At 44.1% G+C, this 23,447-nt stretch carries 22 protein-coding genes and 1 pseudogene; 11 read left to right on the plus strand and 12 right to left on the minus strand.

What is annotated here, in order from left to right; all coding sequences use genetic code 11:
* Positions 1-127 precede the first annotated feature (127 nt).
* Positions 128-1,744, plus strand: coding sequence for a DNA phosphorothioation system sulfurtransferase DndC (gene dndC / locus B1A85_RS01680; RefSeq protein ID WP_246841292.1), 1,617 nt, complete (start codon positions 128-130; stop codon positions 1,742-1,744).
* Positions 1,745-1,819: 75 nt separating this feature from the next.
* Here dndC and B1A85_RS01685 read toward each other — a convergent pair whose 3' ends face one another.
* Positions 1,820-2,314 carry a hypothetical protein gene (locus tag B1A85_RS01685; RefSeq protein ID WP_104545195.1) on the minus strand — a complete coding sequence of 165 codons (495 nt, stop codon included), beginning with the start codon at positions 2,312-2,314 and terminating at the stop codon, positions 1,820-1,822.
* 301 nt (positions 2,315-2,615) lie between these two features.
* Positions 2,616-3,179 (minus strand): L,D-transpeptidase, encoded by a 564-nt coding sequence (locus B1A85_RS01690; protein ID WP_210404127.1) that lies wholly within the window; start codon positions 3,177-3,179, stop codon positions 2,616-2,618.
* A 244-nt stretch (positions 3,180-3,423) separates the two neighbouring features.
* On the opposite strand from B1A85_RS01690, the gene dndD reads away from it, so the two are divergent.
* From dndD to B1A85_RS01705, 3 genes are all read left to right on the plus strand, one after another.
* Positions 3,424-5,403 (plus strand): DNA sulfur modification protein DndD, encoded by a 1,980-nt coding sequence (gene dndD, locus B1A85_RS01695; protein ID WP_104545196.1) that lies wholly within the window; start codon positions 3,424-3,426, stop codon positions 5,401-5,403.
* Positions 5,404-5,473: 70 nt separating this feature from the next.
* Complete coding sequence (gene dndE, locus B1A85_RS01700) at positions 5,474-5,863, plus strand: DNA sulfur modification protein DndE (RefSeq protein ID WP_104545197.1); 390 nt, start codon at positions 5,474-5,476, stop codon at positions 5,861-5,863.
* Between the two features lie 26 nt (positions 5,864-5,889).
* Entirely contained in the window at positions 5,890-7,338 is a 1,449-nt protein-coding gene (locus B1A85_RS01705; RefSeq protein WP_104545198.1) for a DNA phosphorothioation-associated putative methyltransferase, read from the plus strand.
* Between the two features lie 17 nt (positions 7,339-7,355).
* Here the strand turns inward: B1A85_RS01705 and B1A85_RS01710 are convergent.
* A pseudogene (locus B1A85_RS01710) lies at positions 7,356-7,937 on the minus strand (Uma2 family endonuclease).
* A 219-nt stretch (positions 7,938-8,156) separates the two neighbouring features.
* Here B1A85_RS01710 and B1A85_RS01715 point away from each other — a divergent pair.
* From B1A85_RS01715 to B1A85_RS01730, 4 genes are all read left to right on the plus strand, one after another.
* Complete coding sequence (locus tag B1A85_RS01715; protein WP_104546272.1) at positions 8,157-9,368, plus strand: AmpG family muropeptide MFS transporter; 1,212 nt, start codon at positions 8,157-8,159, stop codon at positions 9,366-9,368.
* 168 nt (positions 9,369-9,536) lie between these two features.
* Positions 9,537-9,755, plus strand: coding sequence for a hypothetical protein (locus B1A85_RS01720; RefSeq protein WP_104545199.1), 219 nt, complete (start codon positions 9,537-9,539; stop codon positions 9,753-9,755).
* Entirely contained in the window at positions 9,748-10,245 is a 498-nt protein-coding gene (locus tag B1A85_RS01725; protein ID WP_104545200.1) for an N-acetyltransferase, read from the plus strand. The genes B1A85_RS01720 and B1A85_RS01725 overlap by 8 nt, the downstream gene beginning before the upstream one ends.
* A 229-nt stretch (positions 10,246-10,474) precedes the next feature.
* Positions 10,475-11,236, plus strand: coding sequence for a HEAT repeat domain-containing protein (locus tag B1A85_RS01730; RefSeq protein ID WP_104545201.1), 762 nt, complete (start codon positions 10,475-10,477; stop codon positions 11,234-11,236).
* A 39-nt stretch (positions 11,237-11,275) separates the two neighbouring features.
* Here B1A85_RS01730 and B1A85_RS01735 read toward each other — a convergent pair whose 3' ends face one another.
* The 3 genes from B1A85_RS01735 to B1A85_RS01745 all read right to left on the minus strand — a co-directional run bounded on the left by B1A85_RS01735 (position 11,276) and on the right by B1A85_RS01745 (position 13,683).
* Positions 11,276-11,725, minus strand: coding sequence for a nitrate reductase associated protein (locus B1A85_RS01735; RefSeq protein ID WP_104545202.1), 450 nt, complete (start codon positions 11,723-11,725; stop codon positions 11,276-11,278).
* Between the two features lie 57 nt (positions 11,726-11,782).
* Positions 11,783-12,250: a phosphate-starvation-inducible PsiE family protein gene (locus B1A85_RS01740; RefSeq protein WP_104545203.1), complete on the minus strand. Its 468-nt coding sequence runs from the start codon at positions 12,248-12,250 to the stop codon at positions 11,783-11,785.
* A gap of 104 nt (positions 12,251-12,354) precedes the next feature.
* On the minus strand, positions 12,355-13,683 hold the full coding sequence (locus B1A85_RS01745) for a chloride channel protein (protein ID WP_104545204.1): 1,329 nt from the start codon (positions 13,681-13,683) through the stop codon (positions 12,355-12,357).
* A gap of 455 nt (positions 13,684-14,138) precedes the next feature.
* Here B1A85_RS01745 and B1A85_RS01750 point away from each other — a divergent pair, with 455 nt between their 5' ends.
* From B1A85_RS01750 to panD, 3 genes are all read left to right on the plus strand, one after another.
* A complete protein-coding gene (locus tag B1A85_RS01750) occupies positions 14,139-14,342 on the plus strand; it encodes a hypothetical protein (protein ID WP_073550518.1) in 204 nt (67 codons plus the stop codon).
* 174 nt (positions 14,343-14,516) lie between these two features.
* A complete protein-coding gene (locus B1A85_RS01755) occupies positions 14,517-15,056 on the plus strand; it encodes an inorganic diphosphatase (RefSeq protein ID WP_104545205.1) in 540 nt (179 codons plus the stop codon).
* A gap of 100 nt (positions 15,057-15,156) precedes the next feature.
* Entirely contained in the window at positions 15,157-15,540 is a 384-nt protein-coding gene (gene panD, locus B1A85_RS01760; RefSeq protein WP_104545206.1) for an aspartate 1-decarboxylase, read from the plus strand.
* Here the strand turns inward: panD and B1A85_RS01765 are convergent.
* The 6 genes from B1A85_RS01765 to B1A85_RS01790 form a co-directional block, all read right to left on the minus strand.
* On the minus strand, positions 15,513-15,779 hold the full coding sequence (locus B1A85_RS01765) for a FeoC-like transcriptional regulator (protein ID WP_104545207.1): 267 nt from the start codon (positions 15,777-15,779) through the stop codon (positions 15,513-15,515). The two genes, panD and B1A85_RS01765, sit on opposite strands and share 28 nt — an antisense overlap.
* An 83-nt stretch (positions 15,780-15,862) precedes the next feature.
* Positions 15,863-18,187: a Fe(2+) transporter permease subunit FeoB gene (gene feoB, locus B1A85_RS01770; RefSeq protein ID WP_104545208.1), complete on the minus strand. Its 2,325-nt coding sequence runs from the start codon at positions 18,185-18,187 to the stop codon at positions 15,863-15,865.
* Positions 18,184-18,795, minus strand: a complete 612-nt coding sequence (locus tag B1A85_RS01775; RefSeq protein WP_104545209.1) for a FeoA family protein — start codon at positions 18,793-18,795, stop codon at positions 18,184-18,186. Before B1A85_RS01775 ends, feoB begins: the two co-directional genes overlap by 4 nt.
* A 466-nt stretch (positions 18,796-19,261) precedes the next feature.
* On the minus strand, positions 19,262-20,335 hold the full coding sequence (locus B1A85_RS01780) for an anthranilate phosphoribosyltransferase family protein (RefSeq protein ID WP_104545210.1): 1,074 nt from the start codon (positions 20,333-20,335) through the stop codon (positions 19,262-19,264).
* A gap of 54 nt (positions 20,336-20,389) precedes the next feature.
* The gene (locus B1A85_RS01785; protein ID WP_104545211.1) at positions 20,390-21,358 is read right to left on the minus strand and encodes a LysR family transcriptional regulator; all 969 of its coding nucleotides are present in this window, start codon (positions 21,356-21,358) and stop codon (positions 20,390-20,392) included.
* A gap of 253 nt (positions 21,359-21,611) precedes the next feature.
* Positions 21,612-22,913 carry a HEAT repeat domain-containing protein gene (locus B1A85_RS01790; protein ID WP_210404128.1) on the minus strand — a complete coding sequence of 434 codons (1,302 nt, stop codon included), beginning with the start codon at positions 22,911-22,913 and terminating at the stop codon, positions 21,612-21,614.
* Positions 22,914-23,447: the final 534 nt, after the last annotated feature.

The following is a 23,447-nucleotide window of genomic DNA, read 5'->3' on the forward strand; positions in this document are numbered from 1 at the left end:
ATCGCTAAAAGTTTTTAAAAACCTTTAAACTTGACTATACAGAGGTTGCCCTTAAAAAGAGTCGTTAGTAAATGCGTAGTTTCGACTTGTGTAACCACACTGCATAAGTTCAGTAGAAAAGGACAAAATGTCTACAGCACAACAGCAACACAACCAAAGAGAGCCAGTTATGTTCCTCGGACAAACTGGCGCTGAGCAGACACGTACTGTAGCAGATTTAGTTGAAGATATTCAAGCTCTCACCACTGAAATTCAAGAATTGTACTGTTTAGACGAAATACCTTGGTGCGTAGGCTACAGCGGTGGAAAAGATAGCACTGCGACTTTACAACTTGTGTGGAATGCGATCGCATCTCTCCCACCCTCCAAGCGAACCAAAACAATTCACGTCATCACCACAGACACACTAGTAGAAAATCCCATTGTCTCTGCTTGGGTGCGTAACTCGCTCAAACAGATGAAGCTTGAGGCTGAAGCGCAGAAATTACCATTTCAACCGCATCTATTACAGCCAGAGGCTAAGGAAACATTCTGGGTAGGTTTAATCGGTAAAGGTTATCCAGCGCCTAGAGGAAAATTTCGCTGGTGTACCGAGCGTCTTAAGATTAATCCATCTAACCGGTTTATTCGCGATGCGATCAGAACAAACGGTGAAACTATTCTTGTTTTAGGTACTCGTAAAGCTGAAAGCACAAAGCGTGCAAACAGAATGAAAAAAATGGAAGCTAAGCGGGTAAGAGAGCGCCTTAGTCCGAACATGAATTTACCGAACTCGTTAGTCTACAGCCCCATCGAAGACTGGCGCAATGATGAAGTGTGGCTTTATCTAATGCAGTGGGAGAATCCTTGGCGATATAGCAACAAAGATTTATTCTCAATGTATCGAGGTGCTACGGCTGACAACGAATGTCCCTTAGTCGTGGATACATCGACTCCTAGCTGTGGAAGTTCTCGTTTTGGTTGTTGGGTTTGCACATTGGTTAGTCACGATAAATCATTAGCAGCCATGATCCAGAACGATGAAGAGAAAGAATGGATGCAACCACTGCTTGATTTTCGTATGGAGTTAGATGCAGAAGAAAATCGTGAAAGACGAGATTTTAGGCGAAGAAATGGTAACGTACAACTTTACGAACGCAACTTAGATGGCGATATCTCTGTTGAACCAATTCCTGGTCCCTATATTAAAGAAGCAAGAGAATATTGGCTCAGAAGACTCCTAACAATTCAAACACAGATTCAACGCACCGCACCAGCAGAGATGCGCGACCTTACCTTAATCACCCTAGAAGAGTTAAGTGAGATCCGTCGCATTTGGTTAGAAGAAAATCACGAGTTTGACGACAGCTTACCGCGAATTTATCAAGAAGTGACGGGTGAGGTGTTTCGCGATCCGCGCCCAGGAAGCGATCGCGCGTTACTTGGTAGCGATGAGTGGGCTGTACTGGAAGAAATTTGCGGCGATGACGCGATGCATCTTGAACTCATGGCAAAGCTCCTCGATACCGAACGCCAGTATCGTACAATGGCACGCCGTAATGGCATTTTTGAGGCGTTAGAAAAGTGCTTTGAAACAAGTTCGCGTTCTAAAGAAGAAGCGATCGCCAACGCCCACTACAAGCGAGACTTGAAAAACGCTGCTGAGCAAGGCAACATCGAGACTGTCAAGCAATTAACTTGGGCTAGCTTAAAATTCCCAGCTCAATTTGGAAATGATAATCTATCAAGTGATCGAAATCACTGATTGTAACTGAGATTGTGATACAGTTCAGGTAACGCTGAACTGTATCCAACAAAGACAGTTGATAGCTACCACTGATTACCAAAGAGCGCGGACGCCTTGATCGGCAGGTTGGGTAGTTCCAGCCGCTCCGTTATTGTCAACGTCGTTATCAGTGTCTGTATCAGTTGGTGCTCCTACTCCAGGGGTAGTTGTACCAGGAATTGTTGCATCTGGAGTCGTTGTTCCAGGTGCAGCCGGGTCAGTTCCTAGACCAGGAGTTGTTGCATCTGGAGTCGTTGTTCCGGGTGCAGCCGGGTCAGTCGGTTGTCCTACACCGGGAGTCGTTGTTCCAGGTGCAGCCGGGTCAGTCGGTTGTCCTACACCGGGAGTCGTTGTTCCAGGTGCAGCCGGGTCAGTCGGTTGTCCTACACCGGGAGTCGTTGTTCCAGGTGCAGCCGGGTCAGTTGTTTGTGCAACAACGCTTTGAATCAAATTAGTTTGATTTACAGCGGGGACAGCAAGAATTGCCGCGCCAGCAAATCCTAAAAAACCTGTAAGCTTGAGCAGCATTTGGCGTTTCCGTGTTTGCATTGATTTCTCCTCAAATTACACACTACTAACGACCAGGCGAACCATCATATGATTGTCATTAAGTTTCGCCTGCAGTTGGTTCATAAAGGCACAACTGGGAATTTTTACTCAGTTTAGGAAGATGCGTTAAAAATTTTCTCTTCCTTGGGTCGTAGTTTGTGCTTTTGATACGTTTTGTTTATCAATGCTAATCAGCGTGTCATTATCTAGTTTTTTTTTACTTACAAACCTCAATTTAAATGACTGCCAAAAGTTCTTTTTTATACACCAAAAACAGTCATAACTTACGTGGTTTCTTGAGCTATTCTACTACTGTAACAGGAGTTCCCAAACTTACTTGATTAAACAACTCTTCAACATCTTCGTTATACATCCGAATACAACCGTGAGAAGCTGCAGTACCAACGCTTTCAGGGTTAGGAGTTCCGTGAAAACCTATTGAATTTTTGCCATCACTCCAAAACCCAATCCAATACGATCCTAGAGGATTGTCAGGGTGTCCTCCTGGAATTACCTCATCCGTCAAGGGGCTAATCCAAGTAGGATTTTTTAACATCTGACCTACGCGAAAATTACCAGTCGGAGTTTCCCAACCAGCACGACCTACTGCCACAGGATAACTTTTAATTGGTGTTTCTCCCCGATACAGAGTAACTTTACGGCTACTTAGCTGAATCTCTAACCTCAAAGGTAGCGCAGCTACTGTCTCGACGCTCTGGTCATCCGGAGGTTGAGGCGTTACCGATTGGGTGATAGCTGGTTGCGATTCTGATAACTCTGATAAATTTTGCTGATGAGCAACCATGCGAGTAGCGACATTGATTGCTACTACTACGCCAGCCACTGCAAACAATTGCTTGATCATCTGAAAAATTTAATCTCTGGGTAAAAACAACTATTTTACCTAGAAATCAGCAAACTTAGCTACCAAGCATCTAACTTAGGTTAGAAAACAAAAACAATTATTTGTTAAAATAAACTTCTTGCAAGTGTCTGCTTAGTTATTAAAGTTATTATTTTTGGATAATTAATTATGCATTAAACGTAATATCAGTAGCTTATGATATCAATTATTATCGCATTAAATTTATATTTAGAATAATAAAACCGTGCTGTTTACTGAACTCGTACTCCAAAATTTTGGTCCTTATCTAGGGCGACAAGTTATTAATTTGCGTCCTCAAGAAAACGAGCAGTTTTGCCCAATTATTTTATTTGGCGGAATGAATGGTGGTGGAAAAACCACGCTTATGGATGCAATTCGTCTTGCTTTATACGGACATCGCGCTCAATGCTCTACGCGAGGAAACTTGAGTTATCCTGACTTTTTAACACAATCAGTTAACCGTTACACAGCTCCTGGCGAACCAACTGCAATTGAACTCGCTTTTGAAAGTATTTTAGATAACGTTCAAGTTGAATTTCGGATAAAACGAAGTTGGACTAAAAATCCGCGAAATGGCAAAGATACTTTAGGTATTTTAGTTGATGATTGGCCTGATAGTGCCTTGGCTCAAGTTTGGGATGAACGAATTGAAGATTTACTTCCCTTGGGAATCTCAAATTTATTTTTATTCGATGGCGAGCAAGTGAAAGAGTTAGCCGAACAAGAGGTACCTACCCCAATGGTTGTTGAAGCAATTCGCTCTTTGCTTGGATTAGAATTAGCTGAACGATTGGCAACAGACATAGAAATTTTAGTGAATCGGCGACGCAAACTCGTTGCTGAAAGTCAGGCACTTATAACTCTAGAAGACATTGAACAAAAGTTAAATCATCAGCAAAAAGAATATCAAATTGCCAAAGAGCATTTAGCAACAACTCAAGATAAATTAACTTATGCGCAAAAGCACCAGCAAGCAACATCAGATAAGTTTATCTTAGAAGGTGGTAAAATTGCCGCTGAACGCAGTCAACTAGAAATTCAGCTACGTTATCAGCAGGAAGCAGTGTCACGTCACCGCGAGGCAATGACTGAATTAGCTAGTGGAATTTTACCTTTAAGTTTGATTTCGCCATTACTCATTCAAGCTCATACTCAAGCACAACAAGAATATCGACAACAGCAAGCACAAATAACTCAAAATATCTTATCTAACCAAGAGAAAAAATTGTTACAATACATTGCTGATATAGGATTAGATAGCGAAGTAATTGAAAAAATAAAATCGTATTTTCAGCAAGAAAAGGAAACTATAAAACAAGAGATTCAGCTTAAAAGATTGTGGTTACTTGCCGATAGAGAAAGTGTTTTTCAACTTAATCAAATTCTCGCGCGCGATCTAGTAGATTTACAATCTTTAGCAGCCAAACAACTTCATAATCTAAAAAGTCAAGAAGAAAATTTAGCAGCAATCGAAAAACAACTAGCTGTGGCACCTGCGCCTGAAGTCTACGAACAACTAGGTGAGGCAGTTAAATTTGCTCAAAACGAACTTGTTAATGCTAAGGCAGCTTATGAGTTAGCGAAAAGACGTTGTGACGAGTTAGCAACACTTATCGAAAAGACGAAAAAAGAATTAACGCAATATAGCGAGGAAAATATTGATAGAAAAAATGACGAGCATATTATTACCGCATCAACTAAAGTCCAAGCAACACTGAAACTCTTTCGCGAAAAACTAACATTACGCAAACTCAATCAATTAGAGTCAGTAATTACCGAGTGTTTTTTGTACTTGCTACATAAGTCAGACTTAATTCATCGAGTTGTTGTTGATGCGGAGACTTTTAGTCTTTCGCTTTACGATCGCCAAGGGCAATTAGTACCGAAACATCGTCTTTCTGCGGGAGAAAAGCAATTATTGGCGATCGCACTACTGTGGGGATTAGCACGCGTATCAAGGCGTAACCTCCCAATTGCGATTGATACACCATTAGGGCGACTCGATTCTTCGCACCGCAATAACTTAGTCGAACGCTACTTTCCTTGTGCAAGTCACCAAGTCATGCTGTTTTCTACAGATACAGAAATCGGTAAACAGGAAGTTGAACAACTGCGATCTAACAACGCGATCGCCCGCGAATATCTTCTAAAATACGACCCAGTAAAACGCTGCACCACCATTGAGCCAGGTTATTTTTGGTAACTAGTAAATAAGGAAAGAAAAGTCTATATATGGTAGATAGTATTTCTCCCCTGCTTCCTCTACCCTTTTTATGGAACCACCTCTTGAGCGCATTCATCTCTCGCAAACGGCAAAAGAACAATTAATCAAACTCAAACGCATTACTAAAATCGACCAGTGGAATATATTGTGTCGTTGGGCATTTTGTCGATCGCTTGCGGAAACGGCGATTCCCGCACCCGTACCAATTCCTGCAGATAGTAACGTAGAAATGACGTGGCGCGTGTTTGGTGGAGAATTCTCGGATATACTGGCGATCGCGTTGAAACAACGCTGCTATAACGACGGTTTGGGAACTGACAAAGAAACGCTAGCAACGCAGTTTCGCCTCCACTTGCATCGCGGGATCGGTTATTTAGCAGGCGATCCGAATATCAAGAAGATTGAGGATTTGATTGAATTAGCGATTAAAAATAATTAAGATTAATAGTCCTACTAAAGCTAGTTATGACCGAAGCTCTGGAAATTGAACGTCATAGAGCCGCGATCGCGCGTACTGATTTATCGCGTCCAGTGCGGCTAGCCATAGAATGGGCAATCATAAACAACGATACCACGTTCTTTGACTACGGTTGCGGCTACGGTGGCGATGTCGAACGCCTAGCAGCGCGTAACTATACCTGTACGGGGTGGGATCCGTACTACCGTCCTGATACACCGCGTACCCCGGCAGATGTTGTTAATTTGGGCTACGTTCTCAACGTCATTGAAGATCCCGAAGAACGCCGCGAAGCACTTTGCCAAGCTTGGACCTTGACGCAGAAAGTTTTAATTGTGGCTGCCCAAGTTTTGATTCATGACCGCAGTCATGCCAAAATTGCTTATGGCGATGGAGTTGTGACTCGACGCAATACGTTTCAGAAATATTACGAACAAGAAGAATTAAAATTATACATCGATGAAGTCTTACAAGTTGATGCTGTTCCTGTCGCCTTAGGAATTTACTTTGTTTTTCGCGATGAAACCGAAAAAGAAAGCTTTCGGGCTTTACGCTTTCGTTCGCGAAGTTTGACCCCACGCGTCCGCACGCCGAGTAAGCGCTTTGAAGATTATCAAGAACTCTTAACGCCACTGATTAATTTTGTTACCGAACGTGGGAGATTACCTGTTAAAGGTGAATTAGCTGCACAAAGTGAAATATTACTCGAATTTGGGACTTTTCGCCGCGCTTACAATGTGATTTTGCAAGCGACCGATGAAGCCGAGTGGGATGCGATCGCTTACCGTCGTTCGCTGGATATTTTGGTATATCTTGCCTTAACACAATTTGGGAAACGTCCTGGATTTAATCAACTCGCACCAGAACTTCGTCAAGACATCAAAGCTTTTTTTGGTACGTACCAAGAAGCTTGCCAAGTTGCGGATAAAATGCTGTTTAGCTTAGGAAAACCTGGCGTTGTTGCCCAAACGTGCAAACAAAGTAAGATTGGTAAACTCTTACCTACCGCGCTGTACGTTCATGTTTCCGCATTACCCGAACTCGATCCTTTACTGCGGATCTACGAAGGTTGTGCTAGTCGCACAATTGGACGCATGGATAATGTCACATTAGTTAAATTTTACACTGATAAACCTAAAATATCGTATCTTTTTTATCCCAATTTTGACACTGAAGCGCATCCTGCGTTACACACAAGTATGCAAATTGACTTACAAAACCTTAGTGTGTTTTATCGCGAGTACGATCGAGTAGCGAACCCGCCAATTTTGCATCGTAAAGAAACTTTTGTGACACCGAGTTATCCGCTGTACGAACGATTTGTGAAATTGACGCGGCGTGAAGAAAAGTTAGGGTTACTCAAAAATACGCGCGCAATCGGAACGCGCGACGGTTGGCAAAAATGGTTAGAAGAAAAAGGTGTGGAAATTAAAGGCGATCGCATCATTTGCAAATGATGTATGTCAAATACAAATCACTCCTCAAATCGTTTAACTTGTAAAGTAAACCCTGGTAGCACGTCTTCACCCGACAGTTGCGTAGGTAGCGATCGCGTTTCTTTTGCTTGTCCTAATCGATAAATTTCGACTTGTTGCGCTTGAGGATTAAATAGCCAGCCAAGGCGGACACCGCTATCAAGGTATTCTTACATCTTAGCCTGAAGCATTTCCAGCGAATCAGTTAGAGAACGTAATTCTAAGACAAAATCTGGCGCGATTGGGGGAAATTTTTGCCGTTGTTCTGGCGTGAGTGCCTGCCAGCGAGATAACTCAATCCATGCTGCATCAGGAGAGCGATCGCCACCACCTGGTAGCTTAAAAATTGTGGAAGAACTGAAAACTTTTCCCAGTCGTGTTTGACGATTCCAAATTACTAAATCAGTACCAAATTCGAGTTCGCGATTACTACTGTTGCCGCCCACAGGTGGCATGATAACTAAACATCCATCGGCACTGCGTTCAACTCGAAGTTCTGGATTCGAGATGCACAGTTGATAAAACTGTTCGTCAGTTAGATGAACTGATTGCAGGTTCAAAGTCAAAGGCAGAGCGAGCATCGCAGTCATCTTGCCGAGCTGCAACTAAAGTCGTGTATTTGAATTTAGCACATTACGTCAGGACTGCTTATACAAAGCTACAATTTCATCCCGAATAGTGAAATTAGTTAAACTACTTGCGATAACATTTGTTCTCAATCCAAAATCTAAAATCCGAAGTTGTATAAGGTGGAAAGCGTGGCTAATCGATCGCTGCTGCAAGTTTTTCAAAGCCGCAAGATGCTGGCTTTACTGTTACTCGGCATTTCATCAGGTTTGCCGCTATTACTGACAAGTAAAACGCTACAAGCCTGGATGACAGTTGAAGGAGTTGACTTAGCATCAATTGGACTATTTAGTTTAGTTGCTTTACCCTATTCACTCAAGTTTCTCTGGGCGCCGATACTCGATCGCTTTGCATTGCCATTTTTAGGGCGACGGCGCGGATGGTTAATTGCGTTGCAAGTAGGGTTAATTTTAGCGATCGCCTTTATGGGATTTCAGCAACCCGCGCAAGCATTGCAACTACTGGCGATTAATGCCTTGTTTGTCGCTTTTTTCAGCGCCACGCAAGATATTGCTGGGGATGCTTACCGCGCGGATGTTCTCGCGGAAAAAGAAATGGGAGCGGGTGCAGCCGTTTTTGTCCTAGGTTATCGCGTTGCGTTGCTGATTACAGGTTCTTTGGCACTCATCTTGGCAGATCGCATTTCTTGGACAAGTGTTTACCTATTGATGGCGTCAGTTATGATTGTCGGTGTCATTGGTACATTAATTGCACCCGAACCAGAAGAACGCGTTCAACTTCCCGCCTCATTATCGGAAGCGGTGTTGTTACCTTTCGGCGAATTTTTTCAACGCTTGGGCGCATTGACAGGATTCTTTATTTTATGTTTTATCGTCCTCTACAAGCTCGGCGATGCTTTAGTCAACAATATGTCCACGCCTTTTTTACTGCAAATGGGGTTCACGCAAACCGATATTGGGGCGATTCAAGGGGGAATGGGGTTAATTGCCACGATCGTTGGGGCGCTAGCAGGAGGCGCAATTTTAAGTAAAATCGGGATTAATCGCTCGTTATGGGTCTTTGGTGGGTTACAAGCTATTAGTAACCTCGCTTATTTCATGCAAGCGCAATTAGGGAGAAATTACCCCTTCATGGTGCTAACAATTAATATTGAAAACTTTTGTGCGGGCTTAGGGACAGCAGCGTTTGTTGCTTTTTTGATGAGTTTGTGCAATCAAAGATTTTCTGCAACGCAGTATGCCTTACTCTCCAGTTTAATGGCTGTTAGTCGCGATATTTTAGTTGCTCCTGCTGGCGCATTAGCAGAATTTACCGGATGGTCTTTATTTTTTATTATTAGTATCGTCGCTGCAATTCCAGGATTGTTATTACTTCCGGTGTTTGCGCCGTGGAACCCGAAACCTGTTGCTGTACCCAAACCGTGAAAGAGCGATCGGCGGCGCTTTGACTAGCAAATAGCAATCACTACTTCAATTTCTCGAACCTCATGTTCTGCAAGTATAGTCGAATTGTTCGAGTAGGATTATCTAACCCAATAATTCAGTTGTAGGATGGAAAAAGATTGTATATACTAACTGCGACAAAAGTCACATATGAAAATCTTACGCGAATATATAGCTCCAGTACTTGCGGTTATCGGATTTTTAATTGCCCTTGTTGCAGTTAGCGCCCGCATCTTTTTACCTAGTGATATGGCTGCGCCTGCACCGATTGAGGAACCCACGACAATACCCAAACAAGCACAGTTATTCAAAATCGATAGCGTCACGGCGCAAAATTCCCTGCAACACATTCCAAGTTCTCGTGTCTGAACTCATACCTGGGTATACAATTCGTGCTGGTGGTGTCGATCGCGCGTTGTTACTCAAATTCATGCAACGCTCGTACAAGGAACTTTTTCCCGAACAAGACTTTTCGCACCTTGCCAGCACCGTTGAACAATACTACTCAAAAGAAACCCCCTTGTGGTTGGTAAATACTGCAGTTGAAACCTCTTGCACTGCCACTAGCCACCAGCCACTAATTACTCAAACTGTCGCTTGTCTTTGGGCGGGAAATGCAATCGATCAAGTTAGGGGCGATCGCTATACGCATATCTTTCTACTTTATGTCGTACCCGAACATCGACGGCGCGGAATCGGGACAGCTTTGATGCAGCATGCTGAAGACTGGGCAAAGCAAAGAGGCGATCGCCAAATTGGTTTACAAGTGTTTCTGTGCAACCAACCAGCATTAAACCTTTACAAGCAATTGGGCTACCAATCTGCGTCAGTCTGGATGGTGAAAGCGCTTGCTCCTTGAAGAGCCGTAGCCGCGTAAAATAAATAAAGCGGTTTTCACTGCAATTATGTAATCGCTCAGATTGATGCCAGCACGAGCTACAATGCTCGATCGCTAGCAAAAGGTCATCAGTGCTTTTATCTATCCAATTACCCACTACCATTTACCATCACAAAAAACACCCGCACTGAATAACAATACACACCCAATGCCTTGTTAGATTGGCGGTAGGATACGATACTGTAGCAGTATGTACGATGAAGACGATATAAACAGTGTACTCGACCAGGAAATTGAGCTAGAAAGTCCTTTAGACCATCTAGGACCGCTCAGTGCTGAGTCAGAGACACCAAAACCCGACCCAGAGGCGATGTTGGCACTGCTGGATCATCCGCAAACACAGCAACGGATGTTGGCAGCGCGTGCCTTTTCAGATATTGAAGATCGCCGTGCTACCCCGCATTTGATTCGTTTACTGCGCGATCCTTGTCCTTTGGTGCGAGTCAGTGCCGCATACGGTATTGGGCGCAACCCCAGCCCTGATGCTGTCGAACCGTTGATTGCACAACTCAATCAGGATTGGAATGGTTATGTGCGTAAAGGTGTTGTTTGGGCTTTGGGAAACTGCCGCGATCGCCGTACTTTAGCACCGCTTGCAGACGCTTTACGAACCGATATTTCTGCTGTGCGACTGTGGGCAGCAAGTGCGCTAGCACAAATGTCACAAGTTGGTTACGATGCAGTCGTAGGTGCAATACCACCACTCATTGAAGCGTTGGTACAAGATCCTGTTGCTGCAATTCGGAGTAATTGTGCGTGGGCAATCGGTCAATTATGCCGCGAATTACCTTCTAATGTTGTCTATGCAACAGCCGTTGATGCTCTAATTCAAGCTTTTGCCGAAGATGAAGATTTAGGCGTTCGCGAAGATGCTAAAGCTTCCTTGTTAGGAATAGGCGATCCGCGTGGCTTGCAACTTATCGAAACCCTAGAACAAGAGGGATGGTTTTAAACAGTTGGAGGGGCTAGGCAATGCCCTGCCCTATGCTAATTACAGCAAATGAAATTCTCGCAGCGCGGGAACAAAGTTTTTATTTTCATGGCTAGGGCGACTTAGTTTGATTAATGCAAATCGCTGTAAAGGAGTTAGCGATCGCCACTGCGGCAATGTTATTGTTACGCCAACTTCTTGGGCTTTTTCTTGTAGGTCGCGCGGTATCGCAGTATCGTCCAACCATGCTGGATGCGCTTCTACCGGAAGTTCTCCTGCTGCAGCACCTGTATGCTGCTTGACTAACTGCTGTAAAAAGTCTCGGTAAGCACTCACTTGTTCGCCGCTACACGGTTTTTCGACTAGCGCTTGACGTTCCGCCGCACTAAATTGCGTCCAATGCGATAACTTTAATTTCACTCCACAAGTATCTAGCTTGTAGCGTACCTGCATCGGAATGCAGCGTAAACTATCGACAAAATCAGCTTCAAATTGAAAAAACTCATTCATATAACAAAGGTCAGAGGTCAGAGTTAAACTTTAGTCAGGATTAGACTATAGCTATGATTAATGTGGTTGCCGAGGTTTGGCGTTACGAATAATCCAGTAACTGATTGATAATCCTAAAATTGCAACCGCAAGTCCAATTAAGTCAATTCCTCCTGTTTTTTGTAAATCTAAAATAATAAATTTTCTAGCTACAGCAATGAGTGACGTTACAATAACTAGTTCGACTTGAATCACGTGCCTGCGGAGATATGCTGTAATATTTTCTAATAGCTCTAATGCAATTAAGATATTCAAAAATAAACCAAAAATTTCGAATAAGGTTCTTGTAAAAAAACCGACAGGAGCACTAAAAATGTCTTGGAATAAAATGACAAATAAATCGTAAACAGCAATAAGAATAACAACTACCATCAATATAGATAGTAGCTTCGATACAAGCGTTTCTATGCTGCTAATAACTTCTAAAAAGTTGCTGTCGCTCAAACCTGCTGCAACGCGCCGCGATAACTTTCTTAACCAAGACATCTTTTATGTAACAGCGAGTGTAAAATCATATGCACCGAGGATACTTGATTAAGGTCACTCTACACAATACTCTGCTACAGCAGAGGTTAAAAGCTATTTGGATGTTACTCTACAGCAGTTACATTAAAATCGCGCGATCGCTGCGTTGGAATCAATGATAACTGCGTCGTTAATAGAAAACTTACAAAACTCGCAATCACAATTACTGGTAGCATCGCGGTATCAGAAAGCACACTGAGAATCACGCTTGTACTTATGGGGGTTTTTGTGACAGCAACATTTACCGCCGCCATCAAACAAACCATGCCAATTGTCGGATGAATTTGGGGAAAAGCCAACGCGATCGCCAATCCAATGGCAGCACCAATATAAAACAAAGGAAAGATAAATCCACCCCGAAACCCGGAATGCAGCGTACAACTAATTGCTAACATTTTTGCTACGGCGATCGAAAGTAACATCGTTACTCCAAACGTCGCCCCAGTTTCAACAATGGTTTCAATTTCTTTTTCGCCAAAAAACAATGTTTGGGGAAAGAAATACGCGATCGCGCCAATCGACAACCCACCCGAAGTAGCAAGTAAGATTCTATGATTTGCAGCATACTCGCTGAGATGACCTATAGCCCGAAATAGGAGAACAAACAATAAGGCAATTAACGCCCCAATTCCACCAAGTAACGCGCCTTCAACTAAATTCATCAACGAAAGCTTAGGAATTGCGGAAAAGTGATAAATTCCGCCAATGGTTAATCCTGTATTGAGACGAAAAACACAAAAACTTAAAATCGCTGAAAGTACTGCCGGAATAAGCGCTTCATAGTATTCTAAGCCACGACGATGCGGAATTTCTAACGCAAACAATGCTCCTCCCAGCGGCGCGCCAAAAAAGGCACCTAGCGCAGCACTCATTCCGCAAAAAGTCATTACGCGAATACTTTTCGCCGTTAGCTTGAGTTTTTGTCCTAGCCAACCGCCTAAACTACCATTGACTTGTACTAATGGTGCTTCTGGACCTGCACTTCCGCCAAAAGCGATGGAAAATAAAGAAGCAATCAGCATTGCTGGGGTTTGACGAATTTCAATGTGTCCAGGATCGTGAACTTTATCAACAACAAATGCTACTTCGCCAGGAAGTCCTAGAAAATACAAAGTCAAACCTACAAAGAAGCCACCAATCGTAGTAGCAATCCAAATATAATTCTTTGCTAAAAATTCGCTGGCAAACCTTACTTGTAGAAATTCTGGAACAGTTTTCCAAACAATATCTAAACTGAGTTCTAACGCATAATAATAAATTGTCGCCACCAAACCACCAGCAATTCCAACGATCGCGGCAAGTAAGATCAGCTGTTGATAACTTAGTTCATCATTTGTACGACCTACTTCAGAACTACCTATGCTCGCGCTTTGGCTAGAAGCTGATGATGACATAACCTGTGCTATTGGGGCTTTAAAGCAAAATTCTTTATTAACTTATTTGGTACGACCTACGAGTGTTGTAGATATTGTTACCGAACGCGATCGCACTCGACATATTCAGCAAACTATTGACAAATACCCAAAAATATATCTAGCAAAATGCCTGCATCCTTGCAGGATGAAGACTGCCCTACATCAGCAAATACGGCAATGCAAAGAGATGATTAGGATATTCAGACAAAACTCATAACCATTGTTTTGTAAACTGTAACCCCTGACCTCTGCTTTATACCACTTATATCGCTGACTGCTCGTCTACTGCACCACACATAAGGCGTGCAGATACAATGTATAAGATTTGTTGGTTAGAAAACAGTGTGCTAGAAAAGAATTGTTAAAATAACAGTTGAAAGGTGTAATCCTTTCAGATTTTGTCAAAGCTCATTCAGGTTCAGTAGAACTTCTTTATGGAATCTAGTAGTAGTCCGTCTGCCAGTGGCGAGAAACCTTCTCATAAGTTGGCAGACATTGTAGGAACAGCAATCGCGTTGTTAACGCTGACAGCCCCAATTGTGGCGATCGCTCAGTACTCTGACAGAAATATTCTCACGAATGTGCAACCCATATCTTACCCCTTGCAACGAGCAGGGATGGAAACCGATGGATGGTGATGAGACCTGTGTTGGTTTGATATCCGCAATAGCAAGCTAGACTTTGGTTAGCTAATAGTTAACGCTTTTTTGAACAGTTGAGGGTTTGTAGTTGTCCGTCATACCCTAAAATGCTACACGGGGAGCTAACCGAACTGCACCCCCAAATAGCTGTTAAATTGGAGTGATGTTGTTGTGGACTTAAACCGTATTCCGCCTCAACCAAAACCAGGCGTCATTAATGTTTTAATTGAAATTACCGCCGGAAGCAAAAACAAATACGAATACGATAAAGATTTGCAGGCGTTCGCATTAGACCGAGTACTGTATTCTTCAGTGCAGTATCCTTACGATTATGGCTTTGTGCCCAATACCCTCGCTGATGATGGCGATCCGCTTGATGGGATGGTGTTGATGGACGAGCCAACATTTCCAGGATGTATCATTGCAGCGCGCCCGATTGGAATGTTAATTATGATTGACGGGGGCGATTATGACGAAAAAATTCTGTGCGTTCCTGATAAAGATCCTCGTTACAAACACGTTAAATCGCTAGCAGACATCGCGCCGCATCGATTAGATGAAATCGCCGAGTTCTTCCGTACCTATAAAAATCTGGAACAGAAAGTTACAGAAATTCGTGGTTGGGAAGATATAGATCGCGTTATGCCTTTAGTAGAAAGATGCATTAAAGCTGGTAGCGAGCAAGGGCGCGATTCTGACGCAGAAGCATAACAGCACGCACCCTGTGATAAAGCTACTATCATAACGTTAGAGTCGTTTTCTGCAATCAATAGGGAAAACGATTCTAGCACTTAACCTTAGCGCCTCCTTCATGCAACGTACGCTACTATTAGCCAAAATCCACAATTGCACGCTCACAGCAGCTAATCTGCATTATGTCGGTAGTATCAGTATCGATCAAACGTTACTTGCTGCTGCAGGTATACTACCTTACGAGCAAGTGCAAGTAGTTAATGTTACGAATGGAGAACGGCTGATCACGTATGCGATCGCCGCACCAGCAAATTCAGGCGCGATCGAGTTAAACGGCGCTGCGGCAAGATTGGGAATACCAGGCGATCGCTTGATTATTATGACTTATGGGCAATTCACACCTGAAGAACTGAAAACTTACTGTCCGACAGTTGTGTTAGTTACTGAACGCAATCGCCTTTTAGAAGTCCGGCGCTACGATGATTTATTAGCGCAAGTTTGATTTGTTGAACGAATGGATTCTGTAGCGAACCATTCGTAAAATTCAAGCTGTTCAGGACGACAGCTAACGCAACCTTGACAACAAGGTGGAATCGGTAACTTGCGCACTCTACCTTTACGGACAAGTTGCTGTAGCATTCCCCGCAGCGCATCCGCATCAATACGAAAATGAAGCTCCATTTGTGCCAGCGATGCTTTTCCTTGCTGCGATAAATAGTCTTGAACTTCCCGTAAAATCATTGCTAATGATGGTTCTTATACTAATCAGCCCCAAATCTTCCACGTGTGGGAAACTTTGAATAGTTTCTCCTCTGCTCCTGAAGCTACCTATTTGCATCAGCCTTAATGTGAAACTGTCTAACTTTCCTAGGTTTTACCAGTTTCAAACTCGCAAGGGCGATCGCCATAGCAATTGCTAACCCCGTAATCCAGGCGATGGAAGTGCTAGGATGGCGCGTCAAGGTCGCTATTTGATAAAACATAACTGCCACCCAGTAGGCAAGCCCAGTTGTCCACGCGGCGGCAAATACTGTCCAACCTAAATTCGTTTCGCGAAAGATTGCACCGGTTGCGGCGACACAGGGAAAGTACAGAAGTACAAATAGTAGGTAAGCAAACGCGCCAACTTTGCCATCAAAGCGTCTTGCCATTTCGCCAAACGTTCCTGTAGTAACTTCTTGCTCCTGCGCAGCAGCATTAACCGAACTAACATCCCCGATTGATATTCCTAGCGGGTCGAGTAAGCTATTCGGGAGTTCTGCTAAGTTGGCAGGAATGCTGGCAAATGCTTCGCGAATCCCACCCCAAAAGTCGAAGGCTTCTTCTGTCACGTCGGTTGCTGGCGCGAGTTGACCGTAAAGCGAGTCTAGGGTACCTACTACCGCCTCTTTGGCAAAGACACCTGTAAAAATGCCTACCGTAGCTGCCCAGTTATCTCGATCGATACCCATAGGGGCAAAGACAGGAGTAATTGAGCGACTTATCGAACTAAGAACAGATTGTTCGCTATCTTCATTCCCAAACGAGCCATCTGTACCGACTGAGTTTAATAAGCTCAATACCATGACCATCAATACAATCACCTTACCAGCACGCAACATAAATGCTTTGAGGCGATCCCAGGTACGCAACAGCACGCCCTTAAATTGCGGTACGTGATAAGGAGGTAACTCCATAATGAATGGAGATACTTCGCCTTTCAGTAGCGTATTTTTCAGCACTAAACCTGTAAACACTGCCATAGCAATGCCAATTAGGTATAAACCAAACACCACATTTTGACCGCCAACCGGAAAGAATGCAGCGGCAAATAGTGCATAAACAGGTAAACGCGCGCCGCAAGACATAAACGGATTCATCATGATGGTGAGGAGGCGATCGCGGCGATTTTCTAACGTACGCGTTGCCATAATTGCGGGAACATTACAACCGAATCCGACTAACATCGGTACAAACGATTTTCCAGGAAGCCCGACAAAGCGCATAAAGCGATCCATCACAAACGCCGCCCGCGCCATATAGCCAGAATCTTCCAAAATTGACAGACACAAAAATAGCAATCCAATAATTGGAATAAAAGTAGCGACAGTTTGGATTCCTCCCCCAACACCTTGCGCTAGTAAAACGTTTAACCACGCAGGGCTACCGATTTGCGTTAGCCACTCACCAAAGCCGTCAACAAGAATCGTTCCTGTGAAAATGTCGAAGAAATCAACAAAGGCACTACCAACGTTGATTGTCAGCATGAACATCACATACATCAACGCCAGAAAAATCGGAATGCCTAGCCAGCGATTGAGAACTATGCGGTCAATTTTATCCGAAACGGTGCTACTAACTTGTCGCGTTCGCTCTACGGCTTCTTGAATCAAACGGCGGACAAAATCGTAGCGACTATCTGCAACTAGAATATCAATATCTTCACTCAACACTTGATGAATTTTGCGGCGATTTTCGACAACGAGTTTGTATAACGCTTGTCCGCGCAATTCAGGCGCAATTGAATCTTCGTATTCGAGTAGCTTGATTGCTTTCCAGCGCGGATCGACGACACCGTGACTGTGTTTCATGACCAACGGGATAAGTTGTGCGATCGCATCTTCAATCACTGCTGGATACGCAACATACGCGTGTGGTTGAGTTGGGTTTTGCAGTTGTTGATAAATCTTCTCGCGCAGTTCCTTTAATCCTTCCGCCCGCGTCGCGACGATGGGTACAACCGGACAACCAAGGCGCTGTGCGAGAATCTCAGGCTTGATGCGTAAGTTTTGTTGCGCGATATCCATCATATTCAACGCGACGACCATCGGTAGCCGCATTTCCAAAATTTGCGTGGTGAGATAAAGATTTCGCTCTAAGTTTGAAGCGTCAACGATATTGACAATGAGTTCGGCTTCGCCAGAAAGCAGATAATTACGAGCAATCGTTTCATCAAGTCCGGTTTCGGTATCTGTCGCATCAAGCGAATAAACGCCTGGTAAATCAACAATCGCAATATTCCAGCCGCGATCGCGATAGCTACCTTCTTTGCGTTCGACTGTCACTCCAGACCAATTTCCCACGCGTTGATTCGCACCAGTCAGCGCATTAAATAACGTTGTTTTACCGCAGTTGGGATTACCTGCTAGCGCAATTGTCCGCTTTGTCACGATTGCACCTCCTCAACCTGTAACGCATCCGCTTCGTCTTTACGTAAACTCAGGTGAAAGCCTCGCACTTCAATTTCGATCGGATCGCCCAGCGGCGCATGACGAGTGACAGTAAACTCGCATCCTGGTGTTAAGCCCATCGCTAACAATTTTTCGCGGTAAGCGCGGGCTGTTTGCTCATAACCAACGACGCGCCCTCGACAACCTACTGCTAAATTGCGTAGCTTGGTATTGATTTTGCTGTTTTGGCGCCGATTGGTTGGTGGAATTGTTGTGACAATGACTTGGCGTGCCATTTCTGCACCAAGCCCAATGCGATTATCTTGAATACCCACGACAACCGAACCACTGCTAGTACGACTGACGATTTGAAGTTCGCATCCAAGCGTTAAACCCATATCCATTAGCCGCCGTGCGAATCCATCTTCGCCATTGAGTTCGACAATCCACACGCGATCGCCAACGTTTGCCATCGTTAACGGAAATGATGTTTGATTCGCGCGTGACGCGATATTACTTTGTTCTTTGTAGCTTCTGTCTGTACCGCCAAAGAATGTAAACCCCCACCCTTTGCGACTTTGGTGGCGTGTATCGTTCGGGTTTTTCATGCGATCGCTCTCCCGAATTACTTGAAATTATCTTGCTTGATTTATTTAAAAATATTCTCAAATAAACCTCAAAAAATGCAGGGTTTAAGAGAGAATTTATATTTGTATTCACAAATCTTTATCCTGAAGGGAAATCAGAAACGCCAGTAGTGAAAAACAAAAGATACTGCAAATGCTTTTGTTTTCTATGTTCAAAAATTCGCACTGGCTAGGTAGGCGAGTAGTCGCTCATTTAGAGGCACTCACTCAACTTAAAATCTATTGCAAATCTTTGTTGTTTATTCCCTCACATTATATTCGTCTACTACGCCTAGCGACTCCTTTCGCGGCTTGACAAACCCTGTCCACCTGCGTATTCATAGCATTTCTTTAAATAAGAACTACAATTAAGTTCTCCTCAGATCTCCTCTGCGGTCTATTTGAGGAAAAGAGATAATGATATTTCTAGCCTCTGACCTCTTCAAATTTATGCTTGTTGTACAAGCGATCGCGTAACTAAACCAATAACCTGGATAATTTTTTGGAGTTGTTGCGTGACTGCGCCACTTTTTAGTAAAGCTTCAGCTTTGGCGATTCCCGATTGCATATCAGGACAGACACCGCATCGCCAGAGATAAAAACCACCGTTCCACAAAGCTGTTTGCATCAATTCCGAAGGTTCACCTTGCAAAACTGATTGCATCGCATTTAATAGTTGCGTTGTTGATTCTAATGGGACATTTTTAGTTGTAAAGCCATAATCGCGCGGGACGAGATGCAAACGTTCGATAGGTTCCTCAGGATTGAGTGTTGATAGACCAATAATAGCCGTGCGATCGCGGGGGAGGTCACAACTTCCTTCTAATCCTTTGACTGTGGTAAATTGCTGAGTTCCTCTTACTGCAAAAGCAGTTTGAAACATCCCTTCGGTTGGTGGATGAACATAACCTGCAACAATATGTGCATCTCCCGCGTACGGACACCAGATGAGTTCCATTGTGGCAAACGGCGGACGCTTACCGATTTGATCGCGGTATTCAAACAAACGTTGAGCCAAGGGAAAATGCTGAGGTAGATAAATAAATCCCAAGCCTGTCGCCTCGAATACTTGTTGCGTTTGTTCTAGGGATTGCGTCCAATCAACGCCTAAACCTTGCCAAATCTCAACGAGTGGTAATCCGTATTTCGTCGGTAAGCGATCGCCGCCATGCATAATCACAGGTTGTCCCGCAGCAGCAAGGAGTAAAGCGGTAATGGGGCTAATTGGTGCAGTACGCGATCGCCCGTCATAAGGTAAGCCTAAAACAAAGACGCGTTGTGATGTAGCAATCGGTTGCAGTTTGGGACCTAGTTCGTCGTATACATCCAACATTCCCGCCAACTCTTCGCCAGTAGGGCGCTTAATGCGGTGCGCAATCAGAAACGCCCCGATTTGGGCTGGAGTCGCTTCTTGCAGTAAAATCATTCGAGTTGCAGCTGCGGCTTCCTCGCGCGTCAAATTCTCGCTGGTATGATTACCGCTACCCACTTTTTTTAGCAAATCCCGAAATGCATTACTCATTGCGATCGCTCAATCAAAAAATAATAAAGACGGGTCAAGAGTTCCAGCCTAGCACTATCGCACCTGCAAATTCCTGACAACTTGCGGTTTTCCCTGTTGTTCAAATTGCGGAACGATGAGCTGCTTCACAAGTTGCCAAAAATGTCGAATCGGCGGGATTTGCAAGCGATCCTGTGTTGTCACCATCACAACTTGACGCGTTAAACCCGATTCAACGCTTGTCGAAGAATCACTATTTGCTAGCGATCGCACCGCGAGTGTCGGATCTTGGCTAGCTTCCACCAATGCAGAACGCGGTAATAATGCAATTAATTCGCCTTGACGGACAACACCGCGAAAAGCATCGAGTGTATTTACTTCTAAAACAGCTTGCAGTGTCGCGCCATAACGTTCAAAGCGTTCTTGTACAAGACGCTGCATTCCGTAGCCATCCTTAAAGACAACTTGTGGATAGCGAACTAACTCGCACCAAGGAACTTTATCGAACTGCGCGAGGGGATGATTTGCTGCGGTTAAAACTTCAATCGGTTCATCGTACAGTACTTCGACGACCATTTCCGAGCCTGTTGTCAAAAAGCGATTATTCATCACAATTGCCAAATCGACAAGTCCATCTTTGAGAACTTTCAGCGCGCGATCGCTTCCCAACGAAGTGACACGTAACTGAATATCAGGATAGTCGTGACAAAACTGCTGTAAAACCGGAGGTAAGCAGTTAGAACATATCGAATGAATCGCCGCGATACATAACTCAGGCTGCTTTCCTGCCACTAAGTCTGCTAATTCTTCTTTAATTGTCCGCCACTCTTGACAAATTTTGCGCGCGCGGGGTAGTACGCGTTCGCCTCCCAAAGTCAGCGTCGCACCAGCTGTCCGATGAAACAGCGATAATCCTAAGTCCGCTTCCAACGCTTGGATTTGACGACTAATCGTCGATTGAGTCACGCCACACTTGCGTGCTGCTTGTTGAAAACTACCCGTCTCCGCGATCGCCAAAAAGGCTTGCAACTGCTCTAGCCGCATTTTATGTAGCCTGAATCACATTTAAGGCTTACATTAACTTAGCGGATTTAGCGATCTATTTTCGTAGAGATTGATACAGCAAGAAGTGAGGAGTGACTAGTTATCAGTGGCTAGTGATGAATTATGAGTATAGATAGCAAACAGTATTCCCCTCTGCCCCCTCTGCCCCTCTGCCCCTCTGCTCCCTCTGCTCCCAGATAACCTCTGCTTCCTCTGCACCTCTGCTTCCTCTGCACCTCTGCTTCCTCTACTCCTAATTTGACCATTCAGCTAGCGCGACCGCCACTCCTTCTTTTAATTCGGGTGCGATATCGCGAGTTGTCATTTGTTGTAGTTGCTGATGCGCTTCTGGCGCGAGTTGTTTGAGTGCGGCGATCGCATGAAGTTTGACGACGCGCTCTGAATCCGCTAATAAGTTGATTAACGGCTCTATTGCTTGTAATTTGCCCAGATACCCCAGTGATAAGGCAATAGCTCCCTTAATACTTGCCAATTTAGTGACTGGGTGCTGCCAGCGTAGCATATCAATTAATATATTTGCTGCTTTTGATTGATTGCTTGGCTGTTCAACTTGTCCAAGAACTGCGATCGCTTCTTGACAAACACGCACAGATGACGACTGCTGTAAGTAAGAGGCAAGATATTCTAAAGCGCAATTTGATTCGATTCGACCTAAAGCCCGCACAATTTCGATTTGAAGCGACTCTGGTGTATGGGGTGATTGCAGTACTTGATACAAACCATTAGCCGCAGCATCTGTCCCTAATCGCCCTAGTGCGATCGCCGCAGCATGACACACGTCAAGATTAAAATCGTAAAGTTTTGGCAACAGCCGTGCAACAAGGTCTAATTCTGTGCATAAGTCAGCACGAAAGCCCAAACCTAAAACCGCTTCGCGTCTTACAGGCGCAGCAATATCATCTAAAGCGTTTAATAGCACTGGCGGAACTTGGGGATCGTGAAAACTACTCAAAGCTTCAATTGCTACAGCGCGAACATGAGGTTGGGGATCGCTAACAACGCTGAGTAACGGCGTAATTGTTTCCGATCGCCGGATGTACGCCAGCGATCGCACTGCAAGTAACCGCGTCTCTTCTGCTGCTAATAATTCGGTAAGTGGTGCAATGGCACTTTTGCCAATTTGTCCGAGTGCTGTCGCGGCGACGGCTTGTAGTTCTTCGTTTTCGGTAGTTTCGATGAGTTCCACTAAAGCTGCGATCGCTTGGGGATCGTCAAATTCGCCTAAAATCCGCACAGCAAACCAACACAGTTCGTCATCGTCTTCTTCGAGAATTTCGACAAGTGGGGCGATCGCGCTTACCCCCAAGCGAGGAATCAATTTTGCTACATCCCAGCGGTGTTGAAAATCTCCTGCAAGTAGCACAGCCATTGCCCAATTGAGGAGTTGCGCTGCTTCCGGTGCCGTATTTACATTATCTTGCGCGCGCTTTTCTCTGGGGATTAGCTGCTGCAAACATTGCACGAGTAATGACCAATCTTTTGCATTAAACGCTACCTGCGCTTGCTCCAACTGAAGTTGAATACTTGTGTTCACAATTGCTGAGTATGCAGATTAGGAATAGCTTAACGCGATCGCAACTAAATTACTTAACTTTGCAGAAAGCTCAACTGCTCGTTTTTCTGCACAATCTGAGTCGTTGCTGAAACTGAAAATACTTTACCTGCTCTTGGCGATCGCTGCTACCACTTTCTTCACAAAACTTCACTTAAACACGCGTGACAATCGCTTGCTAAAGCTTGTAACGCAGTGGTTTTTGCAATTATGCATATTTTGCATCCACCTTGCGACTGAGTTTATTGCAAAAAACGCATAGTTTTAATGCAATTTATTCATAATTTGAAATATTTAGTTACATAAGATACGAAACTACTTGCAATGCGATCTTAACTTGGATGTTGTCAAGCACATTGCAACAAACACATATTTCTGATGTAGCCGCAACTGCAAATCAAAGAAGGTAATTATCGTTCTGTACTAATTAGAAATCTGCGTAACGAGCTATACGAACTTTCGTTTTCAGACCGAATAACCTAACAAACTAAGCCGCTTTGTATCAAAATTTTACTT

Source organism: Chroococcidiopsis sp. TS-821, assembly GCF_002939305.1.
GTDB lineage: Bacteria > Cyanobacteriota > Cyanobacteriia > Cyanobacteriales > Chroococcidiopsidaceae > Chroogloeocystis.